The sequence below is a fragment of the Croceicoccus sp. BE223 genome (assembly GCF_031457155.1).
Lineage (GTDB): Bacteria > Pseudomonadota > Alphaproteobacteria > Sphingomonadales > Sphingomonadaceae > Croceicoccus.
On the sequence record NZ_JAVDWB010000008.1, the window covers coordinates 1 to 23,202 of the forward strand.

General features: G+C 62.8%; 20 protein-coding genes, 1 tRNA gene and 2 pseudogenes. 8 read left to right on the forward strand and 15 right to left on the reverse strand.

Annotation, left to right across the window (positions count from 1 at the left end):
- Nucleotides 1–95, reverse strand: a pseudogene (locus tag J2X37_RS14470) (electron transfer flavoprotein subunit beta/FixA family protein); the annotation flags it as partial.
- Between the two features lie 229 nt (nucleotides 96–324).
- On the opposite strand from J2X37_RS14470, the gene J2X37_RS14475 reads away from it, so the two are divergent.
- Both J2X37_RS14475 and J2X37_RS14480 read left to right on the forward strand, forming a co-directional pair.
- Nucleotides 325–1,185: a CoA ester lyase gene (locus J2X37_RS14475; RefSeq protein ID WP_310022609.1), complete on the forward strand. Its 861-nt coding sequence runs from the start codon at nucleotides 325–327 to the stop codon at nucleotides 1,183–1,185.
- Nucleotides 1,186–1,226: 41 nt separating this feature from the next.
- Complete coding sequence (locus J2X37_RS14480) at nucleotides 1,227–1,889, forward strand: SDR family oxidoreductase (RefSeq protein WP_310022871.1); 663 nt, start codon at nucleotides 1,227–1,229, stop codon at nucleotides 1,887–1,889.
- Between the two features lie 55 nt (nucleotides 1,890–1,944).
- Here J2X37_RS14480 and J2X37_RS14485 read toward each other — a convergent pair whose 3' ends face one another.
- Together J2X37_RS14485 and J2X37_RS14490 are read right to left on the reverse strand one after the other, a co-directional pair.
- Nucleotides 1,945–3,396 carry an aldehyde dehydrogenase gene (locus J2X37_RS14485; protein WP_310022611.1) on the reverse strand — a complete coding sequence of 484 codons (1,452 nt, stop codon included), beginning with the start codon at nucleotides 3,394–3,396 and terminating at the stop codon, nucleotides 1,945–1,947.
- Between the two features lie 80 nt (nucleotides 3,397–3,476).
- On the reverse strand, nucleotides 3,477–4,703 hold the full coding sequence (locus J2X37_RS14490; RefSeq protein ID WP_310022613.1) for a cytochrome P450: 1,227 nt from the start codon (nucleotides 4,701–4,703) through the stop codon (nucleotides 3,477–3,479).
- A gap of 243 nt (nucleotides 4,704–4,946) precedes the next feature.
- Between J2X37_RS14490 and J2X37_RS14495 the strand changes: the two genes are divergently transcribed.
- The 4 genes from J2X37_RS14495 to J2X37_RS14510 all read left to right on the forward strand — a co-directional run bounded on the left by J2X37_RS14495 (nucleotide 4,947) and on the right by J2X37_RS14510 (nucleotide 10,957).
- Nucleotides 4,947–5,555 (forward strand): TetR family transcriptional regulator, encoded by a 609-nt coding sequence (locus tag J2X37_RS14495; protein WP_310022616.1) that lies wholly within the window; start codon nucleotides 4,947–4,949, stop codon nucleotides 5,553–5,555.
- Between the two features lie 288 nt (nucleotides 5,556–5,843).
- Nucleotides 5,844–6,794 (forward strand): cyclase family protein, encoded by a 951-nt coding sequence (locus tag J2X37_RS14500; protein ID WP_310022617.1) that lies wholly within the window; start codon nucleotides 5,844–5,846, stop codon nucleotides 6,792–6,794.
- A 9-nt stretch (nucleotides 6,795–6,803) separates the two neighbouring features.
- Complete coding sequence (locus tag J2X37_RS14505; RefSeq protein WP_310022619.1) at nucleotides 6,804–8,465, forward strand: GMC family oxidoreductase N-terminal domain-containing protein; 1,662 nt, start codon at nucleotides 6,804–6,806, stop codon at nucleotides 8,463–8,465.
- 50 nt (nucleotides 8,466–8,515) lie between these two features.
- Entirely contained in the window at nucleotides 8,516–10,957 is a 2,442-nt protein-coding gene (locus J2X37_RS14510) for a TonB-dependent receptor domain-containing protein (RefSeq protein WP_310022621.1), read from the forward strand.
- Nucleotides 10,958–11,308: 351 nt separating this feature from the next.
- On the opposite strand, the gene J2X37_RS14515 is transcribed toward J2X37_RS14510, so the two are convergent.
- From J2X37_RS14515 to J2X37_RS14530, 5 genes and pseudogenes are all read right to left on the reverse strand, one after another.
- Entirely contained in the window at nucleotides 11,309–12,223 is a 915-nt protein-coding gene (locus J2X37_RS14515; RefSeq protein WP_310022873.1) for a formylglycine-generating enzyme family protein, read from the reverse strand.
- Between the two features lie 132 nt (nucleotides 12,224–12,355).
- Nucleotides 12,356–12,554: pseudogene (locus J2X37_RS14520) on the reverse strand (integrase core domain-containing protein); the annotation flags it as partial.
- A gap of 185 nt (nucleotides 12,555–12,739) precedes the next feature.
- On the reverse strand, nucleotides 12,740–12,922 hold the full coding sequence (locus J2X37_RS16565; protein WP_404979633.1) for a helix-turn-helix domain-containing protein: 183 nt from the start codon (nucleotides 12,920–12,922) through the stop codon (nucleotides 12,740–12,742).
- Nucleotides 12,923–13,087: 165 nt separating this feature from the next.
- Nucleotides 13,088–14,311, reverse strand: coding sequence for a phage integrase central domain-containing protein (locus J2X37_RS14525; protein WP_310022623.1), 1,224 nt, complete (start codon nucleotides 14,309–14,311; stop codon nucleotides 13,088–13,090).
- Nucleotides 14,312–14,389: 78 nt separating this feature from the next.
- Nucleotides 14,390–14,479 (reverse strand) — tRNA-Ser (locus J2X37_RS14530).
- Between the two features lie 168 nt (nucleotides 14,480–14,647).
- Here J2X37_RS14530 and hspQ point away from each other — a divergent pair.
- Nucleotides 14,648–15,076, forward strand: coding sequence for a heat shock protein HspQ (gene hspQ, locus J2X37_RS14535; protein WP_310022625.1), 429 nt, complete (start codon nucleotides 14,648–14,650; stop codon nucleotides 15,074–15,076).
- 34 nt (nucleotides 15,077–15,110) lie between these two features.
- Here the strand turns inward: hspQ and J2X37_RS14540 are convergent, their stop codons facing one another.
- Nucleotides 15,111–15,965 carry an ABC transporter permease gene (locus J2X37_RS14540; protein ID WP_310022627.1) on the reverse strand — a complete coding sequence of 285 codons (855 nt, stop codon included), beginning with the start codon at nucleotides 15,963–15,965 and terminating at the stop codon, nucleotides 15,111–15,113.
- A 110-nt stretch (nucleotides 15,966–16,075) separates the two neighbouring features.
- Here J2X37_RS14540 and J2X37_RS14545 point away from each other — a divergent pair, with 110 nt between their 5' ends.
- The gene (locus J2X37_RS14545; protein ID WP_310022629.1) at nucleotides 16,076–16,765 is read left to right on the forward strand and encodes a GcrA family cell cycle regulator; all 690 of its coding nucleotides are present in this window, start codon (nucleotides 16,076–16,078) and stop codon (nucleotides 16,763–16,765) included.
- A gap of 68 nt (nucleotides 16,766–16,833) precedes the next feature.
- On the opposite strand, the gene J2X37_RS14550 is transcribed toward J2X37_RS14545, so the two are convergent.
- The 6 genes from J2X37_RS14550 to rbfA all read right to left on the reverse strand — a co-directional run bounded on the left by J2X37_RS14550 (nucleotide 16,834) and on the right by rbfA (nucleotide 22,964).
- Complete coding sequence (locus J2X37_RS14550) at nucleotides 16,834–17,865, reverse strand: DUF4118 domain-containing protein (RefSeq protein WP_310022631.1); 1,032 nt, start codon at nucleotides 17,863–17,865, stop codon at nucleotides 16,834–16,836.
- Nucleotides 17,866–18,103: 238 nt separating this feature from the next.
- Nucleotides 18,104–20,416, reverse strand: a complete 2,313-nt coding sequence (pnp, locus tag J2X37_RS14555) for a polyribonucleotide nucleotidyltransferase (RefSeq protein WP_310022633.1) — start codon at nucleotides 20,414–20,416, stop codon at nucleotides 18,104–18,106.
- A gap of 210 nt (nucleotides 20,417–20,626) precedes the next feature.
- Entirely contained in the window at nucleotides 20,627–20,896 is a 270-nt protein-coding gene (rpsO, locus tag J2X37_RS14560) for a 30S ribosomal protein S15 (protein ID WP_310022635.1), read from the reverse strand.
- Nucleotides 20,897–20,920: 24 nt separating this feature from the next.
- On the reverse strand, nucleotides 20,921–21,805 hold the full coding sequence (truB, locus tag J2X37_RS14565; RefSeq protein WP_310022638.1) for a tRNA pseudouridine(55) synthase TruB: 885 nt from the start codon (nucleotides 21,803–21,805) through the stop codon (nucleotides 20,921–20,923).
- 5 nt (nucleotides 21,806–21,810) lie between these two features.
- The gene (locus tag J2X37_RS14570) at nucleotides 21,811–22,494 is read right to left on the reverse strand and encodes a site-2 protease family protein (RefSeq protein ID WP_310022640.1); all 684 of its coding nucleotides are present in this window, start codon (nucleotides 22,492–22,494) and stop codon (nucleotides 21,811–21,813) included.
- Between the two features lie 65 nt (nucleotides 22,495–22,559).
- Nucleotides 22,560–22,964, reverse strand: a complete 405-nt coding sequence (gene rbfA / locus J2X37_RS14575) for a 30S ribosome-binding factor RbfA (protein ID WP_310022642.1) — start codon at nucleotides 22,962–22,964, stop codon at nucleotides 22,560–22,562.
- Between the last annotated feature and the right edge of the window lie 238 nt (nucleotides 22,965–23,202).

Genomic DNA, 23,202 nt, shown 5'->3' on the forward strand with positions numbered 1-23,202 from the left:
TTCACGTTCGAGAGATCGACACCCGTGCCGTCCGCCTTCACCCGCGGCTTCACGTTGTAGTCGATCACCCGCTTCACGGGTACCAGCGCTTTCATGCTTCCAACCTTTCAGATCCGCGAGGAAAAACCCGCGCGTCTCCACCGCAGGCGTCATTCGCTTCCAAACTAGGCGCGAGTGCGAAGAACGGGAACTATGGGAAAACCGCCATTTAGGAAGCCCCGATGCAGCGCGGACAGTCCAGGCCTTAGGCCTTTTGGGCATCAATGCCCTCAAAAGCGGAAACAACATCATTTCGCCTACGGGGTCAGCGCCTAAATGCAAGGCATGAACCGGACCCTGCGCTCCCTCCTCTTCGCCCCGGGCGATAATCCCGAACGCATCGCCAAGGCCGCCACGACGGCAGCCGATGCGGTCATCGTCGATCTTGAGGATGCCGTGGCCCAGCCGGCCAAGGTCGGTGCGCGGGCCGCACTTGCCCGGACGGTCGCGCCCATTCGAGAAGGCGGGAAATACGCCGTGGTGCGGATCAATTCCGGCCCGGACGGCGATGCGGACATTGCCGCGGCAGTTGCCAGCGGCGTCGATGCGATCATGGTCCCGAAAGTCGAGTGTTCCAACGATATCACCCGTGTCGGCCGTGTCCTGTCTATGCTTCGCGCGCCCGACCGTGCCGCGATGCCCACTTTGATCGCTCTGCTGGAAAGCGCACGGGGCGTCGTCGCCGCCAACGAGATTGCCGCCGCCCCGCGCGTGTCGGCTATTGCCTTGGGAACTGAAGACTTCTCGCTGAGCATGGGCGTCAAGCCGCTGCCGCCCGTGCTCGATCTCCCGGTTCGGACCATCGCGCTGGCCGCCCACGCGAACAGCAAGGCGGCCTATGCCATTCCGCTCTCCATCGCCGCGTTCCGCGAGATCGACGCGACGCGCGATGCTGCCCTCAAGGCGCGGTCCTACGGTTGCCACGGCGGCCTTTGCATCCACCCGCTCCAAGCCGAAACGCTCAATGCCGCTTTCGCTCCGACGCCCGAGGAAATCGAGCAGGCGCGAGCGGTGTTTCATGCGTGGGAGATCGCGCAAGCGGAAGGCAAGGGCGTGACTGTGGTCGGCGACCGGATGGTCGATGCCCCCGTCGCCGGGTGGGCCAAGACGGTGCTGGCGCGCGCGGAATCGACGAAGGATTTCTGAACAGGCCGACGCTACGTCATTCAACCAGCAAAGGATTTTTTGTGAGCCGTAGAATAATCGTAACGGGTGCCGCGGGCATTCTTGGCAGCAGCGTAGTCGGATTGCTGCAGAAGCGTGGCTTTGCAACCGTTGGATTGGATCTTGCCGCCTCCGGTTCGGGTGAGGGGGAGTTCGTCGGCGGGACGGACCTGACCGACGAAAACGCCGTAGCGGAGGCCGTCGCCGCCATCGCCGCGAAAGGCCCGATCGGCGGCCTTGCCAACATCGCAGGTGGCTTCGTCTGGGAAACTGTGCTCGACGGGTCTGCCGCGAGCTGGATGAATCTGTTCCGCATGAACGTCCTCACCACGCTCAACGCATCGCGCGCGGTCATTCCGCACCTTGCGCCAGGCAGCGCGATCGTCAACGTGGGTGCGGCCGCGACGAGCAAGGCGGCCGCGGGCATGGGCGCCTATACCGCCTCGAAATCCGGCGTCGCGCGGCTGACTGAGGCGCTGGCCGAGGAATGCAAGGACAAGGGTATTCGCGTGAACGCGGTGCTGCCGTCGATCATCGACACCCCCGCCAATCGCGCCGACATGGGTGATGCCGATGCGTCCAAGTGGGTGAAACCGTCGGAACTGGCCGAATCGATCGCCTTCCTGCTGAGCGATGCGGCCAGCGCCATCACCGGCGCCAGCCTGCCCGTCACCGGCCGCGTCTGACAGGAAAAGGCGGGGCCGACTGCTTCGTCGGCCCCGCCCCTCCATCAGCGCAGCGTCAGATCGCGGTGTTGATCTGCACGCACTTGATCGTGGTGAATTCGTAGATCGAGTCCTGGCCGCTCTGCCGCCCGAAACCGCTGTCGCCATAGCCGCCGAACGGGAAAGCCGCATCGCCCCGACGATACTGGTTCACCCATACCGTTCCGGCGCGCACGCGTGCCGCGACGCGGTGGGCCCGGCCAAGGTCGCTCGTCCAGATCCCCGCCCCCAGCGCATAGACCGAGTTGTTGGCGATGCGGATGGCCTCTTCCTCGTCATGGAACTTGATGACCGACAGGACCGGTCCGAACACTTCTTCCTGCGCAATGGTCATGTTCTCGTCGACATCGGCGAAAATCGTGGGCGGATAGAACCAGCCCTTCAGGTCCGCCGGCTTTTCCCCGCCTGCCACCAGGCGCGCGCCTTCCTTCTTCGCGACTTCGACGAAGTTGCTGACCTTGTCGAGCTGCGCCGCCACCGCGAACGGTCCGACATCGGTGGCCGGATCGGACGGATCGCCCAGCTTGAGCTTGCCTGCCATTTCGGCCAGCCGGGCCACGACCGTATCGTAGACGTCGGCGTGCACCAGCGCGCGCGAACCGCAGACGCAGCTTTGTCCCGCCGATGCGGTAAAGCCGCCGAAGACACCCTTGATTGCCTCTTCCAGGTTGGCATCGGCAAAAATCATGTTGGCGGACTTGCCGCCCAGTTCCATGACCGTAGGAGTCAGCGCGCGGGCTGCCTGTTCGCCTACCATGCGCCCGGCTTCGGGCGATCCGGTGAAGGCGATCTTGTCCACCTTGCGGCTGCTGCAAAGAGCCGCGCCGACAACCGGCCCCATGCCAGTGACGATGTTGATGACGCCCGGCGGAAATCCGCACTGGTCGATCAGTTTCGCCAGTTCGGCAGTCTCGCACGAAGCGAACTCCGAGGGTTTGAGCACGATCGTATTGCCCGCCGCCAGCGCCGGTGCGCCGCCTTGGGCAAAGATCACCAGAGGCGAATTCCAAGGCGTCTGCAGGGCGACCACGCCATAGGGTTCGCGCAGCGTGTATCCGAATACGGCCGGATCGGTGGCGCGGATGACTTTGCCGAAGATATGATCCGCGATCTCTCCAAAATAGCGGAAGAAGCCGGGCAGGATGTTCGCCATCGCGGTCATCTCACGCACCAGCTTGCCATTGTCGCGCGATCCGATGACCCCGATGTGATCGCGGTTTTGCTCGACCAGATCCGCCAGTTTCAGCATGCACTTGGCGCGGCCCTTGGGATCATGCCGCCACCAACTGTTCTCGAAAGCGTCGCGGGCGGCATCGATGGCCGCCTCGACATCGCTGGTCTGGGCTTCGGCCAATTCGGCCCAGTCCTCGCCGGTGTAGGGGTTGGCGCTGCGGAAGGTTCGTCCGCCTTCCGCGTCCCGAAATTCGCCGTTGATATAGAGTTTATAGTGATGGAGTGCGGATGCCATCGGGTAATCCTTCTGAGCAGGCTGCTATTGGCAGCGGACGAAGAGCCGGGCTCCCCGAACCGCCTTGATGGTATCCCGGCTCAGGCCGGGATGAAGCGCGTGGGCAGCGAGAGGTAGCCGTTACCAAGCAAGGTGTCCGGCCGGACCGGATCGCTGGTGAGTTCGAAGCCCGAGAAGCGCGGCAGCAGTTCCTCGATCATCGTCTGCATCTCCAGTCGGGCAAGTGCCATACCGATGCAGATGTGCGGACCACGCCCGAACGTCAGGTGCGTCTTGTGCGGATCGACGAAGCGGGTGATGTCGAACTTGTCCGGATCCTCGAAAATCGCGGGATCGCGATTTGCCGCGCCATAGACGAGGTAGACCCGGTCTCCCTTCTTGATCGCCTGGCCATGCAGGATGGTATCCTGCGTCGCAGTGCGCAGGAACCCGATCGTCGGGTTGTGGAAACGCAGGATTTCCTCAACCGCACTTTTCACCAGTTCGGGCCTTTCGCGCAAAAGACCGTACTGCTCGGGGTATTCGCTGAACAGGCGGATCGCAGCAGTGAAACCGTTGCGCGTCGTCTCGTTGCCAGCGACCATCACGGTCTGAAGGTAGACCTCGGCCATCAGGGTCGAGAGGTTGGCGCCGTCAAGCTGGGAGTTGACGAGGTGGGAGAGGAAGTCGCCCTCGTCTCTCACCCGCGCGCTTTCCACCTTGGCGACGAAATATTCCACCATCGGCTGGATCTTCGCGACCGTTTCCTGCAATTCCTCCATGGTGATATCGCTGCCCATGCGGAAGACATCGTCGCTCCACTCCACCACCTGCTTCACCGTTAGGTCTTCGCAATTGATGAAGGCCTTGATGACATTGGCGGTGACCGGAATGGACAGATCGCGCACGACCTCAGCCTCGCCCTTGGCAGCGATGCGGTCGAGGCATTCGGTGACCAGTTCGCGGATGCGCGGGCGATACGATTCGATGCGGTTCCGCCCGAACGCATAATTCATAAGGCGACGCACTTGCGTGTGGCGCGGCGGATCGAGGACCGAGACATTCTCGACTCCGTCGGGAAACATCTTCGAAAGGTAGTCGTGCTCCTTAAGCACGTCGGTAAGCAGAACGCCCGAAGCGACCGAAAACAGGTCCGCGTTCTTCGACACGTATTCGATGTCTTCAAACGCGGTCAGGATCCAGAATTGTCCACCCTTGTGCCAGTAGACCGGGGCCTGCTCGCGCATCTCGCGGTAAGTCTTGTGCGGATCGTCGAAATAGAATTCGGACTCGGTCACACGGACCCGCTCGTCCAGCGATGATGCCATCGGTTTTCTCCACTCTTACCTTTTGTGCTGATTAAGCATCTGAGCCGGGGTGAAGGACTAGGATTTGGAGCCAATTCGGGCGAACAGAACCCTAATGCGATGCGTGCGCACTGCCGTCCTATAGGGAAGCATAGTCCTCAAGCCCAGCGATCGCGTCCGTGAAATTTCGCCTTCGCGCGCGTAGAAACCGCAAATGCGACTGCTGCGGGGCGGATCGTCCGAGCACCGGAGGATGAAAGCGAGATGATGAGCTTGAAATCGCGCACCCGGAACACCGCCGAGACCCGTCGGCGCATATTGGAGACGGCGACGGTCGAGTTCGCTAGTTATGGCTTCAGCGGTGCACGGATCGAACGCATCGCCGAGACCGCCGATATCAGCAAACCAATGATCTACTTCCACTTCGGTTGCAAGGAAGGGCTCTTCAACGCCGTTCTGGACGCCGAGCTCAACAGCCCGATCGAGCGCATTCCGCTCGATGCCCACGACCTGCCCGGCTATGCGGTCGAGATCTTTGACAGGCTGCACGATCCGCATAGGACTAACGAGAGCATGTGCCTGAGGCTGAGGCTCTGGAGCAAGCTGGAATATGACCAGTTCGTGACCGCTCCACCCCGCACGGGCCTGTACACCACCGAGCGCACGAAGATCGAGAAAATCCGCGTCGCACAGGAAGCAGGCCGCATCAGTGTGGCGATCCCCGCAGAACAGCTGTTAGCGATCGTGTGCTCGATCGCGATGAGTTATGCGCTCGATCTGTCCAGGACCGCGGAGAAAGACGCCATCAGCCGCCAGGCCGTGCGGAATGCTGTCGAGCGTTTGGTCGCTGTATCACAGGGCTATGCCGCGTAATCGCGATTCTCGCGAGATATAGCCAATTACAGGTCCCTCACACCCGGCCCCATCGGCTGCTCATTTAACTTACGAGTAGGTAGGTAAGGGGGCTGCTGCCCTTCCGGTTTCGGCGCCATGGCCCTAGGAATCACGGCCAATGAGACGACCCGTTCGACCGGGCGCCACTGGGAAAGGAAATGCCTTGCCAACCATCGCGTTGAGCGAACGGCACGGGTCTCCGCAAACAAATGTGACCGCGACTTGCATGCTCCGGCATGTGCGCGCCAGCACGAGGATGCTTGGGCAATGAGCTTTGAATACAAGAGCGCGAATGCGCCTGCGAAGCGTCCCGACGCGGGTCCCTGGTGGCCATCGCGCTGGGGCGCGGAGGACGAACGCGGTGCGCTGAATCTCATCGGTCAGCAGCAGGCTCTGTCCGCGGCACGCCGGATCAAGACCGGTGATGTCGTTGAAATGGGCTTCCCATTCGAATCGGGCAAACCCGACTTCCATCACCGCGACTTCCATCTCGCATCGGCGGGTGGACCCTCGGGCGGCCCCGTCGGCAGCGGCAAGTTCATGTACAACGACGAGGTAATCGCCGGGAATATCACCGGCATGAGCACGCATTTCAACGCCCTGGTCCATGTCGGACAGCAGCTTGGCAACGTAGGCGATAACAACACCGTCCACTATTACAACGGGCACAGCCATGCGGAGATCGGCGGCCCGTGGGGCTTTCGCAAGCTGGGGGTAGAGAAGGTCGACCCGATCTTCACCACCGGCATCGTAATCGATGTCGCGGGCCTGCGGGGCCGCCCGCTCGACATCAGCGAGATCATCACCAGGCAGGACCTGCTCGACGCGCTCGACAGGCAAGGCTTGGACGAGGGAGCGATTGCGCCCGGTTCGGCCCTGTTCTGGCGCACCGGAAGGGGCAGCTACTATTTCACCGACCGAGAGAAGTACATTTCCGGCGCGCCTGGCATCGAACCCGCCACCGCCGAATGGCTCTGCGACAAGGACGTGGTCGTAGTCGGGGCCGATGCCGTTGCGATGGAGCCGGTGCCGCCTATTAGCGATGCGCTGACTGTAGTTCACGCCACGTTCCTGTGCCGCCGCGGCGTCTACGTCATCGTCAACGTGAATCTCGAACCGCTGGCCAAGCGCGAAGCGTGGCAGTTCGCGTTCTCGTGCACGCCCATCCCCTTCGTCGGCGCACAGGGCTCGCCCTCGCGCCCCTTCGCGATCGTCTAGGGGCGGGCGATGCAGGCCGAAATCGAAAGCTTCGATTACGTGATCGTGGGTGCCGGCAGTGCGGGATGCGCGCTTGCCGCCCGGCTTTCGGCGCGCGCCGACATCACCGTTCTCCTACTCGAGGCGGGCGGAGACGACCGTATCCTTAAAAACCCGGGCCAAGCGCGGACGAATGCGCTGATCTCGATACCGGCCGGTGTTGCCAAGGCGATGGAAGATCCCAGGGTCAACTGGGGATACGAAAGTGCGCTCGATCCCGTAACCGGCCGTCGTCACGTCCTGCCGCGCGGCAGGGTGCTGGGAGGCTCGTCATCGATCAACGGCATGATTTATGCCCGGGGCCAGCGGGAGGATTACGACGGCTGGCGCGAGATGGGCTGCATCGGCTGGGGCTGGGACGACCTGTCGCCCTGCTTCCGCCGGATGGAGACGAACCTGCGTGGCGAGGACGAGTATCGCGGCGGTTCCGGCCCCGTCGCAGTCAGCGACGTGGGGCCACTGCTGCCGATTTCGCATGCAGCGCGCCAGGCGTGTATCGAGGCCGGGATCCCCGCCAATCCCGATATTTGGGGCGCCTCCCAGGAAGGCGTCACCCCGATCCAGGTCACTGTCGCGAACGGTCGCCGCGCGTCGTCCTCGGCGGCATACCTTCGCCCCGCCCTCAAGCGAACCAATCTGTGTCTGCGCACTGATGCCGAGGTTCTTCAGATCGAGTTCGAGGGACGGCAGGTCTCGGCGCTGTCCTATCGCCACCGCGGCGAGTTGCGCCGCGTTCGCGCGCGGTACGAGATCGTCCTCTGCGGCGGATCGGTTGGCAGCCCAATGCTGCTGGAACGATCGGGTGTGGGCCAGGGCGAACGGCTGCGCGCACTGGGTATCGAGGTGGTCCACGAGAGCCGCGATGTGGGCGAGAATCTGCAGGAACACTACAACGCGTCGCTGCAATACCAGCTTCGCCCCGGCGTGCTCGCGTTCACGCAGATGTCACGCGGGCTGAATGCGGTCCGCACCGCCTTGCAGTACGGGCTCACCCGCAAGGGGCTGATGGCGGGATCGGTCGGCCAGATGGTCGCCTATGCGAAGACCGATCCCGCGCTGGATCGGCCCGATTTCAAGATTCTGTTCATGCTGATCGCCACGACCACCAGGAAGGTCGGCGAAAAGCACACGCTGGCGATCGATCCGAACCCCGGCATCACGCTGATGACCTGCCAGCTGCGTCCGGAATCGCGGGGCAGCACACACATCACCGGCCTCGGCCCCGATGACAAGCCCGACATCCGGCCCGAGTTTCTTTCCACCGCAAAGGATCGTGAAGTCACCCTCAAGGCCGTGCGGCGGGCAACCGAGATCGCTGCGCAGCCGGCCCTTGCCAAATGTATCGAACGCCCCCTCACACTTCCCGAGGGATCCCCCGACGACGATGTGCTCTATTCGGCCCTGCTGCGCACCGGCCACCCCGGCCAGCACCTCGCCGGTTCGTGCCGCATGGGCGGAGACGGGAACTCCGTCGTCGATCACCGCCTGCGGGTCCGGGGAATCGAGGGCCTGCGGATCGCCGACTGCTCGATCATGCCGCAGCTTGTCTCGGGCAACACCAACGTTCCCGCGATGATGATAGGGGAGCGCGCAAGCGACATCCTGCTGGCCGACCGGAATACGACGGCCTGAGATAGACGATCGAATCCCAAAACAATCATTCCAACTGGAGAGACATTCAAATGAGTGACTTCGCGACCCTGAAGTGCCTGATCGGCACCTCCTCGCTTGCATTCGTCCTCGCCGCACAATCCGCCTTCGCACAGGACAGCGATGTCGATGCCGACGTGCAGGAAACCGGCGGCCTCGGTGAGATCGTCGTAACCGCGCAAAAGCGCAGCCAGTCGCTTCAGGAAGTGCCGGTTTCGATCAACGTCGTCAGTGGCGACCAGATCGCCCGGTCGAACATTTCCGACACCTCTTTGCTCGGTCAGATCGCACCGTCGATCACCTTCACCAGCGGTTTCGGCCCGGTGGCAACCAGCTTCAACATCCGCGGTGTCGGCACTTACGTTTCGGAGGTTGGCGTGCAGCCCGCGGTCTCGGTTGTCGTCGACGGCATCCCCCTTGCCCGCAACGCCGAATTCTTTGGCGAGCTTGGCGCGGTGGAGCGGCTCGAGGTGCTCAACGGCCCACAGGGCACCCTGTTCGGCCGCAATGCGACCGGCGGCCTCATCAACGTCGTCCGCGCCAGGCCGACCAACGATTTCGAGGGTTCGGCCGATGCCTCGATCATGTTCGGCAAGCGGGGCGGCACCGAAATGCTGACGAGGATGGCCATTTCAGGACCATTGAACGACAGCGTTCGCGGTCGTCTCTCGACCTACGTCAAGGACCGCTCCAATTTCGTGAAGAACTACGCCCTGAACGGCGTCGACCATGGCGAGGAAAATGTCTTCGGCCTCGTCGGCAAGCTCGAGGTAGACTTAACGCAGGACGTGCAACTCTTGGTGACCGGCGAGGCTTCGCGCTATCGTGGCCGCACGGCGACAAGCTCGGTGCTGATCCCTATCCAGCCGGGCATGCAGCCCCTCATCCCCGACGTGACCGCGCGCCAGACCGCGCTTCTGGGCGCAGCGCTCGGCGACCTGTTTTCCATGAACCGCAACGACACCGGCAACATTTCGAATGACATCTATGGCATCTCAGGCGAACTGACCTGGGACCTGGGTGGCGGCTTGTCGCTCTATTCGGTAACCGGCTACCGCGACGTAACCAGCCGTTCGCACCCGGATGTCGACAACACGATCGCCGGCGCCGGCGAAACTTATGGCTGGGACATCATCAGCATCAACACCAACGCGAACACGCTGAAGAACCCGCGCCGACCGGTCTACTGGGATTACCTGACGCACGAAACCCGTCTCGAATACTCGGGCGCAATGGTGGATATTGTGGGCGGCCTGTTCTACCAGGACTTCGAGGAAAGCCTGATCAACGCCGTCCCGCTGCTGCTCTCGGCGCGTTCGCTTGGTCGCGCGGCCGCCGTAGACACGCCGTCCGGTCCCTCGTCCGACTATCCTTACTACTATTCGGATACCGCGACCACGCCGACGAACAGCAACAAGACTGTCGCCGGCTTCCTCGACGCGACCCTGCACGCAACTGACGCGCTCGACATTTTTGCGGGAATTCGCGTCAGCCGCGAAAAATTGTCGTACACTTACGACAGTGCCACCTGGTTCATCCCGGTGCAGTGCGGCGTGACCTTCGATTGCGACACCTACTCGCCGATTTCGAGCCCGAACTCGACGAAGTCATTCTCCGGCTCGAAAACCAGCACCGAATGGTCGGGCCGCGCGGGCGTGCGCTATGAGATCCAGCCCGATGTCAGTATATATGCCACCGCAAGCCGCGGCTATGTCGGCGCCGGCGTAGACCTCTCGCGTGCCACGGCTGGCACGGCGTCCAATCCCCAGGGCGCACTGCTCGCGCCCTCATTCGCGCGGAACTTCGAAGTCGGTCTGAAGGCCCAGTTGTTCGACAACCGCCTGCGCCTCAATGCAGCTGTTTTCGACCTGCTCGTCAAGGATCTGCAGGCGCAATCGCTCATCCCCGGCACGGTCAGCAACCGCGTGCAGAACGCCGGCAATCTGAAAACCCGCGGCGTCGAGCTGTCGGGCGAGGTCTATGTCAGCGACAGCCTGGAACTGAACGGCGCGTTCTCCTATCTCGACAGCGAGTTCGACAACTTTTCGACCACCTGCTACTATCAGCAGACCGCACAAGAAGGCTGCGTCGGCAGCATCCAAGTCATCGACGGCAAGCCGGGGCTGAATGCGCCCAAGGTGAAGTTCAATGTCGGTGCAGACTTCCACACCGACATCAATGCTGCGGGCGCGCAATTCTACTTCCGTCCGCGCTACAACTATCAGAGCAAGGTTTGGTATACGCTCGACCATGATCCCGAACTGACGCAGAAGGGCTATGGCATATTCGATACGTCGGTTGGCATCGTCACAGCGGACGAGAACCTCGATTTTTCACTGTTCGTGCGCAACATGTTCAACACAAGCTATTGCAACAGCAAGCTCATCGCCACCATCATCGGCCGATCATTCTGCCAAGGCGTCTCGTTCGATGCGCAACGCCTCATCGGCGGTGCGGTGCGCGCGAAGTTCTGATGATTCGGGGGGGGCGAGCCTTCCGGCCCGCCCCTCGGCATCGCCGCAAACTCAGAGCGGGGTTGCGGGTTCGCTCCGCGGGCCTGTCTTCAGTCACGTTCAACTGAGGCCCATCTAGCCTTACACTTTCGAAAGCTGCTGATCACCGGCGCCATGTCGCGCCAGATGTGGGAGAGGACCAGCTCTTTCGGTTGGCCATCAAGCGCGGAAATTAGATTTGAACCAGTTCTGGCGATCACCATTCGGCCAGCGGCTACTCAGATATCGCGTTCAAAGGCCAGACCGAAATGTGCGCTCGATCTGCGATCCATCAGGTAGGCCCATTGCGACCATTCCTCCGAACGGCACCAATTATCTGACGACACAGCGGAACCCGATGTGGTTTGTCGAAGTGTCGACCGGCTGGCCCTGGCGCGCGGCCGGGCGATAGCGCTGGCAATAATTTTCTGCGCACAGATGCGAGCCGCCTTTGGTAACCCGACGGCCAACCTTGAGGTGAGCCAAGCTCGGATCGAAGCTTTCCCGCATGGTCGCACCGCGGGGATTAGCGATGGTGCAACAGGCGTCGGGTTTCTTCTTTCGGGCCGCTTTCGGCATCGCATACCAGTCCCGCGTCCATTCCCAGACGTTGCCGATCATGTCGTGAAGGCCGTAGTCGTTGGCCGGAAAGGTGCGGACAGGATTGGTGTGTTCCCAACCATCTTCCTTCGTGTTCTGATAGGGAAACGTCCCCTGCCAGTAATTGGCCAGCATGCGGCCTCCCGGCGCCAACTCGTCGCCCCATTGGTATTCACGACCTTCATGCCCGCCGCGCGCGGCAAACTCCCATTCCGCCTCGGTTGGCAGGCTTTTATCCGCCCATTCAGCGTAGGCCTTCGCGTCGGCAAAGCAGACGTGGACGACCGGGTGATCCTCCAGTCCGTCGATCGAACTTTCGGGGCCGAGCGGATGGCGCCAATCCGCACCGAAACAGAAACGCCACCACTGTGTCCAGTCGTTGAGCGGAACGGGGCCGTCGGGCTTTGTGAAAACCACCGAGCCTGGCTGCGCCATTGTCGGATCCATCCCGGGATAATCCCGGGGGTCGGGCGCGATCTCGGCGTTGGTAACATGGCCCGTCGCCGCGACGAATGACGCAAACTGACGATTTGTCACGGGCGTTTCATCGATCCAGAAGGGATCGACCTTAACCCGGCGCAATGGCTTTTCCTCCGGATAAAAAGCTTCAGAACCCATGGTGAAAGTCCCGCCAGCAAGCCGGATCATTCCTTCGATTGCGGGGCGCAGCTTCAAATGCGTCATTATATCGACTTTCGAAAAACGGAACGTCTGCCAGTGACCAACCCCCATTGATTGGCGCGCACTAATTGTCAGTGCAAGATTGCCTCCGGAGCGATCGGGACCTAGGTGGAGCATAGGGGAACCGGAGTGCAGCTGGGGTGACGTTTTTATCTCCCGAGCCGGTGGACGATAGACAAAAGAGCTGTGCGGCCTGACGGTGCTGTAATGTTGCCGTTTCGATTAGGATTTGAGCCTAGGCCAGTGAGTAGATCTCCCCGTTCATGGGTTCGTCGGGCATCGAGCCGTTGAAAGGCGCGTAGTCGCCGTCCTCCTATGTGGTGCCGGGCGTGACGTAGAGCGTCAACGCCTAAGGGAAGTCAGCGGTATCGTCATTGTGTCATCACGGGAAATCTCAAGCCACGACGGCTGCGGAGACCTGCGCATTGCGGCTGCCCGCCTGCGAAAACGAGCAAGCCGTTAGGCAGAAAAACGATTTATAATTTAAGCCGAAGCGTCTTGCAAATTGCCAACCCACTTCTCGGCATCGGCGCGCGAGATTCTCGTCGAACGGCCGAGCTTTACGATGCGAAGACGTCCGGCATTGACCTCACGATAAAATGTCGTGCGACTGATCCTAAACAACATTACAAAATCCGAAACCGTTAACAACTGAGGGATATCCACTATGCGCTCCTAGCTGGCCGCCCCTTCTGAAAAGAACTTGACCCCTTCGCAGCACATATAATGCATCATATGCATAAATCTGGTCAATACTCAACTAATTAAAGATTTTATTAGTTGATCAATTTATGCAACCTATTCGTCAAACGCAATATAGAATCTTAAAGTTTAGTTTGATGGTCGAAATAGCTTTCCACAATAATTAGACCACGCTTCCATCAGTTTTGCACGCTGTACTCGACGATCCGAGCGAAGGTACGCTGCTTCAGTCTTATCCGAGTTAACATGCGCCAGAGCTACCTCCGCTAGTTCGCCAGGAAAACTTGTCTGCTCTGCCGCCCAGTCGCGAAATGTTGATCTGAAACCATGGACGGTCTCCGACCTGCCCATGTCGCGCAGAACCTTCGTGAGGGTCATGTCGCTAAGCGGCTTGCCTTTGATCGAACCAGGGAAAATCAGCGATTTGTCGCCCCGAGCGTGGCGCTGCAGCATTTGAAATAGAGCAGCCGCAGAGTTGGATAAAGGAACCACATGTTCGCGACCCGCTTTCATATGGGACGCTGGTATTGTCCAAGTGCGCTTGGTCAGGTCAACTTCTTCCCAAGTCGCCAATCTGACTTCCCCTGAGCGGGCCGCAGTCAGGATCACGGCCTCGAGTGCGAAGCGCCCCATGGTCTCTCGCGCTCGTAATTGCGCCATAAAGCCTGGCAAGTCTTTGTAAGGCATCGCAGCATGATGTTTCACGCGACTTCTTTGCTTCGGAAGCGACTTGTCAATTACAGGAAGCGCCAAGCTCTGTTCACGGAAGCCCTTGGCCACTGCCCAGTCGATAATCGTGTTTATTCGCTGCCGCAGCCGACGCGCGGTTTCAGGCTTAGTGAGCCAGATAGCGCTGAGGGCGTCACGCACGGTAGGCGCCTCTATTTCCGAAACCGCAACGCCGCCAAATGCGGGAAAAGCATACGCCTCCAGCGTTGCCAGCCATTGAGCCTGGTGCTTGCCGTTCTTCCAGCCTTTCTTGTGCTCACCGTGCACCTGCATCGCAGCTTCCCGAAAGGTAGGAACCCCGCCCCGCTTGTTACGCTCCAATACCGGATCTAATCCGGCTTCAACCTGAGAGCGTACGAGAGCGGCACGCTCACGTGCTAATTTCAAGGGCACCTTGGTCGCGCTACCCAGGCCAACATCCCGCCGTCGACCATTTTTCTGGACCCGAACGATCCAGCTTTTGGCCCCGCCTTTACCCACCACCAGATACAAACCGTCACCATCGCCGTAGCGACCCGGTTGCCTGGCCGATTTCACGGTCAGGGCGCTAAGGCGCCTCAATGAATAATTACCCACATTCTTACCCACACCATAACGCGGATGCACGGGGTCAGCAAGGTACATCTAGGAACGTCATCCCGGAAGATTTATCCTATTAGCAAGGATTTATGGATCAGGAGGGCACAAGCTGAAACAGGCGATTGGCGGAGAGGGTGGGATTCGAACCCACGGTACGGTTGCCCGTACACCGCATTTCGAGTGCGGCGCATTCGACCTCTCTGCCACCTCTCCGCTCATCGAGGTTCGCGTGGGACTTTCGTCACCGGGTCGAACGAAGCCGGGCGGTTAGCCGATGCGGCGCGGCTTGCCAAGGGCCAAAACGACGCGGCGCGCACATCGCTGTTCAAAGCGCGCGGGTGCGTGGTTGTTTCGCATCTGCACCAAAACTATATTGATGGCATGAACGGATTCTTCCGCACGCAACCCGGCGAAGATGCCGCCCCGGCAGGCGATCGCGCCACCTACTTTTCGCCGCGGTCGGGCCGCGCCGTTTCGGCGCCATCGGTGGCGGAGGCGCGTTTTGCGATCGGCGATGTCGTGCGGCACCGGCTTCACGACTTTCGCGGGGTGATCTTCGACATCGATCCGGTCTTCGCCAACAGCGAGGAATGGTACGAATCGATCCCGCAAGCCTCTCGCCCCGCGCGCGAGCAGCCGTTCTACCACCTTTTCGCCGAGAACGACGATTCCTGCTATGTCGCGTATGTCAGCCAGCAAAACCTGATCGAGGATGGCGATGGCGGGCCGGTCGAGCATCCATCGATCGACATGGTGTTCGGCGACTTCGCCGACGGGCACTATGCCCTCCATCGCAGCCTGAAGCACTGACCGCCCGCACCGACGGCAAGTCGGGTGGACGACTTCAGCTACGCAGCTTCCAGCCCGAGCGCAGCACCAGATAGGTCGCGATCGCAAGCGCGGCGTTGAGCACGCCGAGGCCGATGGCGCCGTGCATGACCGCCATGTTGGTATCGCCGATGTCGCTCTGACCCAGAAAACCGAAGCGGAAGCCCGATATCACGTAGAAGAACGGGTTGGCACGGCTGATCGTCTGGAACACCGGCGCGAGGTTGTCGATCACGTAGAACGTTCCCGACAGGAGAGAGAGCGGCGCGACGATGAAGTTGGTGATCGCCGCGTTGTGATCGAACTTCTCGGCCCAGATCGACGTCAGCACGCCCAGAAGCGACAGCATGACCGAGCCCATCAGGCCGAACCAGACTACCGCCCATGGATGGCGCAGCGTGAGATCCACTCCGGGGTAGAGCGCCATGGCCAGCGCCACGGCCAGACCGACGAGGATCGCGCGCGTAACCGCCGCCGCGACAAGGCCGACGAGCAGTTCGAGGTTGCTGAGCGGCGGCATCAGGTAGTCGATGATCGTGCCTTGGATCTTGCCGCCCAGCAGCGAGAAGCTGCCGTTGGCGAAGGCGTTCTGCATCATGCCCATCACGATCAGGCCCGGCGCGACAAAGGTCGCGAAGTTGACGCCGAGGATCTCGCGGTCGCCGCGCCCCATTGCGAGCGTGAAAATGACCAGAAACAACAGGGTCGTGATGGCCGGAGCCCAGACAGTCTGCATCTGCACCTTGAAGAAGCGGCGCACCTCTTTCATATAGAGAGTCCACAGCCCCAGCCGGTTGACCCGGCCCATGACGGGCTGACCCGGCGGACTGAAGACGATCTTGTCTGGCGAGCTTGGGGCAGTATCGTTCATGGGTGGTCCGTCGGTTACCGGCAGCCTCCCGCGATGGCAAGTGAACAGACCCGTCGGGAATGACGGGACCGGCGCCATTTTCGCGGGGCCGCAATTTTGATGGAGTGTGCATGAGCTGGACCGACGAGCGGATCGAGAAGCTGACCAAGATGTGGGAAAGCGGTTCGACTGCCAGCCAGATCGCCGATGAACTGGGCGGCGTCAGCCGCAATGCCGTGATCGGCAAGGCGCATCGCCTTGGCCTGAAGGCGCGTCCCTCTCCGGTGAAGGAAAAGCCGGAGAAGAAGCCCGCGCCCGCTGCAGCGGCATCGACCCCTGCACCCGCCGCGCCCAAGCCGAAGCCGAAGGTCGAGGCGAAGCCCGCAAGCGCCGCGCCGCCCAAGCCTGCGCTCGCCATGCCGCCGCGCACCGCCGATCCCGCTCCTGCCGCGCAGGCGCAGCCGACGCCGCCGCCGAGCAACCAGCCGCGCATCGTTTCGGTCGGCCCGGGCGGCTTCCTTCGCCAGGGACCGGGCGACCAGCAGCCGCCGATCCCGCCCGCGCCGCCGCGCCGCCTTGTGCCGGCCAAGCCGAGCCCGGAAATCGCGGACAAGACCTCGCTGCTCGACCTCAACGACCGCATCTGCCGCTGGCCGATGGGCCACCCGGGCGAGCCGGACTTCCACTTCTGCGGCGAGAAGGTGAACCCCGGGTTCCCCTATTGCGTCGAACACTGCGGCCGGGCCTACCAGGCGCAGCTTCCGCGCGGTGCGCGCCGGCCCCCTCCGCCGCTGCCCTTCGGCGGCCCGCGGGTACGCTGATCGACCGATTGTACGGAAAAGGCCGTCGGAGCGATCCGGCGGCCTTTTTCATGCCCGCCTGATCTACGTCATGCCGCGGACGGCGTCATGACCAGCGTTGCCCGCGCGCCCCGGTCCTTCGGTTCCAATGCGAAATGGCCACCTAGCCCGCTGGCGAGGCTCTGCGCGATGCGCAGGCCGAGACTGTCGCCGGGCGTGAAGTCCTCGGCCAGCCCCTTGCCGTCGTCTTCGACGACGATGGTCATCCTGCCATCCGCTTGATCGGCCTCGACCCGGATGTGGCCGCCTCTTTCGAAGCCGAAACCGTGTTCGATCGCGTTCGACACCGCCTCGGTCACGATCAGGGCGGTGGGGATGGCAGCATCGGGATCGAGAGTGATCGGCGCGATGTCGGCCAGTTCGAAGGTCACGTCGTTGCGCGCCGAGGCGGCAATCGCATCGAGCAGGACCTGTTCGAGAAACGCGGGAAGGTCGAGATGCGCCCCGCCCGGATCGTAGATCTGTCGCTGTACCCGCCCGACCGTGCCCAGCCGCTGCGAGGCTTCCTCGACGGCGGCGATGGCCGCGGGGTCTGTCAGGCGGCGCTTCTGCAGCGACAGCATCGAGCCCACCATCTGCAGGTTGTTACCGACCCGGTGCTGCAATTCGCGAAACAGCAGTTCGCGGTTCTCGGCCAGCGCGCTGCTGCGGCGGCGCTCCGCGTCCAGCCGGCGATGCGCCGACTGCATCCAGTGGATCAACACGATGTCGACGCCGACGACAAAGACGTAGAACGCCATTGCCACCCCCGCGCCTCCCTCCATCGAGAACGAGTGGAGCGGCTGCACGAAGAACCAGCGCGAAAGGAAGAACCCCAACACGGCCGCCAACAGTCCCGGTCTCAATCCGAAGAGGAAAGCCGAGGCGACCACAGCCGGGAAGAAGGTGACGTAGGGAAAGCCGGATGGCAAAAAGGGATGGACCCAGGTCCGCAAGGCCCAGGCAAACGCGATTATGGCAATCGCGAAGCCATAGCCGATCCACGGACGGTCGGTGGCGACGGGAAAGCGGTCTATCCCTGCGGCGATACGCTGGCGCGCCGAGCGCCGATCGTCATTCATGCGATTTCACCGCCACCCTTCCGTCCCGCCGTCCAGCTGCATAGATGGCGAAAATCCGGCGCGTCGAAAGGGGCTTGCGAAAAGAAACGCGCATCATTCGACGAACCCCGAAGATGCCCGGACGTTCCCGCCCTCGGCGGAAACGACACGCAAGAAAGGGCCGCCGGATTGGTCCGGCGGCCCTTTGCCTGGCTGTTGGCATCAGGATCCCCGGCTTGCCGCGGATCCCCCGGCACGATCAGTCGTCCTTGAGGAACGCGGGCATGTGATCGGGGTTGCCCCCTTCCTTGCCCTCGCCGCCGCGGTCGTCGCGATCACGACGCGGACCACGATCGCCACCACGCGGGCCGCGATCGCCACCGCGGCCACCACGATCGCTCCTCGGGCCACGGCGGTCGCCACGGTCACCGCGATCGCCGCGCGGTTCGCGGGGTTCGCGCGGCGGACGGGTGTCTTCCAGCTCTTCGCCGGTTTCCTGGTCGACGACGCGCATCGACAGGCGAACCTTGCCGCGCGGATCGATCTCGAGAACCTTGACCTTCACTTCCTGGCCTTCCGACACGACGTCGGTCGGCTTCTCGACGCGCTCGTTCTTCATTTCGGAGACGTGGACGAGCCCGTCCTTGCCGCCCATGAAGTTCACGAAAGCTCCGAAGTCGACGATGTTGACGACCTTGCCGGTGTAGATCTTGCCGACCTCGGCTTCCTCGACGATGCCGAGGATCCACTTCTTGGCGGCCTCGATCTGCGACAGGTCGCTCGACGAGATCTTGATGATCCCCTCATCGTCGATGTCCACCTTGGCGCCGGTTTCCGCGACGATCTCGCGGATGACCTTGCCGCCGGTGCCGATGACGTCGCGGATCTTCGACTTGTCGATCTGGATCGTCTCGATGCGCGGGGCGTGCGCCGAAAGCTCGGTACGGGCCGAACCCAGCGCCTTGGTCATCTCGCTCAGGATGTGGGCGCGACCGTCGCGGGCCTGGTTCAGCGCGGCCTCGAAGATTTCCTTGGTGATGCCGGCGACCTTGATGTCCATCTGCATCGTGGTGATGCCGACTTCGGTGCCCGCGACCTTGAAGTCCATGTCGCCGAGGTGATCCTCGTCGCCGAGGATGTCGGACAGCACGGTGAACTCGTCACCTTCGAGAATGAGGCCCATCGCGATGCCCGAAACCGGGCGCGTGATCGGCACGCCCGCGTCCATCATCGACAGCGCGCCGCCGCAGACAGTAGCCATCGAGGAAGAACCATTCGACTCGGTGATGTCCGAGACGACGCGGATCGTGTAGGGGAACTCTTCCTTGCTGGGCAGCACCGCCTGCAGCGCGCGCCAGGCCAGCTTGCCGTGGCCGGTGTCGCGGCGCGACGGCGCACCGAAGCGGCCCACTTCGCCGACCGAGTAGGGCGGGAAGTTGTAGTGTAGCATGAAGTTCGAGTAGGAGAGGCCCTCCAGCCCGTCGATCATCTGCTCGCTGTCCTTGGTGCCCAGCGTCGTGGTGCAGATCGACTGCGTCTCGCCGCGGGTGAACAGCGCCGAACCGTGGGTGCGCGGCAGCAGGCCGACCATCGCCTCGATCGGGCGGACCTGCGTGGTCGTGCGACCGTCGATGCGGGTGCCGTCCTTGAGGATCGCGCCGCGCACGATGTCGGCCTCGACCTTCTTGACGGTCTTGATCGCGACCATCTGGGTCTGCGCGTCTTCGCTGGCGAAGGCTTCCTTGGCCTTGTCACGCGCCGCGTTGAGCGCGTTCGAGCGGGCCGACTTGTCGGTCAGCTTGTAGGCGGCGGCGATGTCGGCACCGATCAGGTCCTTGAGCTTCGCCTTGATCGCCGAGTTGTCGCTGACGGCGACTTCCCAGGGGTCCTTGGCGGCCTTCTCGGCCAGGTCGATGATCAGGTTGGCGACCTTCTTGCACTCTTCGTGCGCGAACATCACCGCACCCAGCATGACGTCCTCGGTCAGCTCGCGGGCCTGCGATTCGACCATCATCACCGCATTGCCAGTGGCGGCGACGACCAGGTCGAGTGCGCCAGCGGCAGCCGCGTCCTGCTTGGGGTTGAGGAGGTATTCGCCATCCTCATAACCGACGCGCACGGCGCCGATCGGGCCCATGAAGGGCACGCCCGAGATAGTCAGCGCAGCCGAAGCGGCGATCATCGCGAGAACGTCGGGCTCGCACTCGCCGTCGAACGACAGCACCTGCGCGATCACGTTGATCTCGTTGTAGAAGCCTTCGGGGAACAGCGGACGGACCGGCCGATCGATCAGGCGGGAGACTAGCGTCTCCTTTTCCGTCGCGCCGCGCTCACGCTTGAAGAAGCCGCCCGGGATGCGCCCGGCGGCGAAGAACTTTTCCTGGTAGTGGACGGTGAGCGGGAAGAAATCCTGCCCTTCCTTGACGTTCTTGGCGGCGGTGACCGCGCACAGAACAACGGTTTCGCCATACGTGGCGAGGACCGCGCCGTCAGCCTGACGGGCAATGCGGCCGGTTTCCAGGGTGAGGGTCTTTCCGCCCCACTCCATCGATACGGTCTTTACGTCGAACATAGGTTTTCCTTGTGACCCGCGCGCCAGATTGCGTCGCGGGGCCTGCTTTGCCGGGGGTGCCGTCCCGGTCCGGTGCGGGGCTGTTCATCGTGCCCCATGGCTCGCCCGGCCGAATTGCCGGGCTGGCCGCCTTTTTGTCAGGCCCATCGATTGCTGCGATAGGCCCTAAATGAAAAGCGGCCCATCATGGGGCCGCCTTCCGGTTTCAGCTTACTTGCGCAGGCCGAGCTTCTGGATCAGGGCGTTGTACCGTGCGACGTCCTTCTTCTTGAGGTACGCCAGCAGCGAGCGCCGCTTGTTGACCATCACCAGCAGTCCACGCCGCGAGTGATTGTCCTTGTGGTGTTCCTTGAAATGCTCGGTCAGGTTGCGGATCCGTTCGGTGAGGATCGCGACCTGGACTTCCGGGCTGCCCGTGTCGTTAGACTGGCGGGCGTTGTCCTGGATGATTTCCTGCTTGCGTTCGGCAGCTACCGTCATGTCATTACTCCGCGACATCGTGTCTCAAAGGTTGAAGCCCCGAAGGACCCGCGCCTCGCCGCCGGTGATTTCCATCAGGGCCACGGGCTTTTCGCCCTCTCGTCCCCAGTAGGTGCCATCGGCATGAGGCAATCCGGACAGCTTGCGGCCCTGTCGGACCGCCCCTGCCGCGTCCGGAGAGAGGGAGAGAGCCGGGATGTCGTCCAGCCCCGCCTCCAACGGCAGGATGATATCTTCAAGGGGCGCGCCCTTGCCCAATTCGTTCAACTTGTCCAGCGAAATCGCCGTTTCGATCACGAATGGCCCGGCCTTCACCCGCCGCAGCATGGTGACGTGGCCGACACTGCCCAGCGCGTGCGCCAGGTCCCTTGCGAGAGAGCGTATATAGGTACCCTTGCTAACATTTGCCAGCAGCGTCACCGAATCGGGTGTCGTTTCGACGATGTCGAGCGCGTGGATCGTCACCGCACGGGTGGCCAGCGTCACCGCCTCCCCGGCCCGGGCGAGGTCGTAGGCGCGCTGGCCGTCGACCTTCACCGCCGAATAGGCGGGCGGCACCTGCTCGATCGAACCCGTAAAGGCAGGCAGGATGGCGGCGATCTGGGCGCCGGTCGGCCGCACCTCGCTTGTCGCGCAGGCCTCTCCTTCGGCGTCCAGCGTCGTCGTCTCGGTCCCGAAGGCGAGCGTGAAAGCATAAGTCTTGCTGGCGTCGAGCATGCGGCCGGCCAGCTTCGTCGCCTCTCCCACCGCGATCGGCAGCACGCCGGTCGCCAGCGGGTCGAGCGTGCCGCCGTGGCCGACCTTCACCTTGCCGAAACCGGCCTGGCGCAAGTTGCGCTTCACCGCCGCGACCGCCTGGGTCGAGCCGAGTTCCAGCGGCTTGTCGAGGATGATCCAGCCGTGCGGCACGCGCGTCAGCCCCCGGCGATGGCGAGGGCAAGCTGCATCATGTGGCCGCGCAGCCATTCGACCGGCGGCAAGACGACCCGCTCGATCACGCCGGATTCCGGAAACAGCCAGGTCACCGCGATCAGCGCGACGAAGAGCAGCATGCCCAGCGGGCGCAGCTTGTCGTAGGCGGCGGCCCAGCGGCGCGGCAGCAGCCCCTCCAAGATATGCGACCCGTCGAAGGGCGGGATCGGCAGCATGTTGAACAGCGCAAGGAAGAGATTGACGAGCACGGCGTAATTCAGGCCGAGGATCAGCCATTCGAGCGCCCCGGTCGGCGGCACGGTCAGACCGCGCGCCACGAAGCCCAGCACGATCGTCGCGATCAGCGCGAGCACGATGTTCGTCGCCGGACCCGCCGCCGCCACCGCCATCATGCCGAAACGCGGATTGTTCAGCCGCCACTTGTTGACCGGCACCGGCTTGGCCCAGCCGAACACCGGCCCGCCGACCAGCGCCAGCGTCCCCGGCACGACGATCGTGCCGACGGGATCGACATGGCGGACGGGATTGAGCGTCAGCCGCCGGCGCTCCTTTGCGGTGGTGTCGCCCAGCACCAGCGCCATCCAGCCATGCGCGACTTCGTGGAAGACGATGGAAACGACGAGCACCGGGATCAGGATCGCGGCGAGGATGAGGGTATCGGACATGGGATGGAGATAGGGACTGGCGGGTCAGGCCGCCAGCGCCCCGGCCCCGGCCACTCGCCGCCAAGTCACTCGCCGTCTTCCTCGGCGATGTCGCGGCGCACGCGCGGATCGTCGAGCAGGCGGTCGATGCGGCTCGCCTCGTCAAAGGTCTCGTCGGCGCGGAACTGGATCTTCGCCGCGTTCTTGAGGCCGAGGCGTTTGGCCACCTCGCGCTGGAAGAACGCGGTGTTGACCTGCAGCGCCTTCAGCACCTTGGCCTCGTCGGCCCCAAGCAGCGGCTTCACGTAGACCTTGGCCTGCCGCAGGTCGGGCGTCATGCGCACCTCGGTGACGCTGACGGTCGTACCCGATAGCGTGTCGTCGTGCACCTGTTGCCGGGTCAGGATCTCGGACAGGACGTGCCGCACGCGTTCGCCCACCTTGAGCAGGCGGACGGAGCGGTCTTCGGGCGTGGCATTCGGGCGGCTCATGATTGCGCCCGATTTGGGCGCAGTCGCGATGATTTGCAACCGCATGGGGCAAACGCCGCAGCGGCCGGACGATCGGCTCGCCGGAATGCGTGACCGGGGCGTGCTCGAACGCGCGTTTCGCCGCGCGAGGCCTTCGCCCGATTAAGCCCAAATGAACAGTCGATTCAGGGGCTTCGGCCTGTCGCACCGCGGGTTCGACCGACCGATAAACCGATGCGATCGCTGCGACCGTCTGACA